This window comes from Pseudoalteromonas sp. TAB23 (assembly GCF_000498075.1).
Classification (GTDB): domain Bacteria; phylum Pseudomonadota; class Gammaproteobacteria; order Enterobacterales; family Alteromonadaceae; genus Pseudoalteromonas; species Pseudoalteromonas arctica.
In genome coordinates this window covers 1-558 of the sequence record NZ_AUTP01000011.1, presented here as the reverse complement: position 1 = coordinate 558, position 558 = coordinate 1, and the positions used below count along the sequence as shown (strand labels likewise).

General features: G+C 44.3%; 1 protein-coding gene. It reads right to left on the bottom strand.

Annotated features, from left to right (window positions below; all coding sequences use genetic code 11):
• A partial coding sequence (locus tag L654_RS0100175) for a biotin/lipoyl-containing protein (RefSeq protein ID WP_029753405.1) occupies positions 1 to 558 on the bottom strand: 558 nt, incomplete at both ends.

Genomic DNA, 558 nt, shown 5'->3' with positions numbered 1-558 from the left:
CTTTATCGCCTGCGGCTACTTTAATTTCTTTAACTGTACCTGCAAATGGAGCTGGTACTTCCATTGCAGCTTTGTCGCCTTCAACGTTTAAGATTGATTGATCTTCTTCAACCGTATCGCCAACTGCAACCATAATTTCAGTTACTTCAACTTCATCGCCACCAATATCAGGTACATTAACTTCTTTAGTACTTGGTGCTGCATTTGCTGTTGAGCTAGCTGCTGGCGCTTCTACAGGAGCCGACTCTTTAGCCGGTGCTGCAGATTCACTTCCTGCTACTTCAAAAACAAACACTAATGAGCCTGTTTTAACTGTATCGCCAGCGGCGACTTTAATTTCTTTAACTATACCGGCAAATGGAGCGGGTACTTCCATTGCTGCCTTGTCGCCTTCAACGTTTAAGATAGATTGCTCTTCTGAAACAGTGTCGCCAACAGCAACCATGATTTCAGTTACTTCAACTTCATCATCGCCAATATCTGGTACGGTTACTTCTTTAGTTGAAGAACCTGTAGAAGCAGCAGGTGCTGCCTCTTCAGATTTAGCTGGAGCAGCGG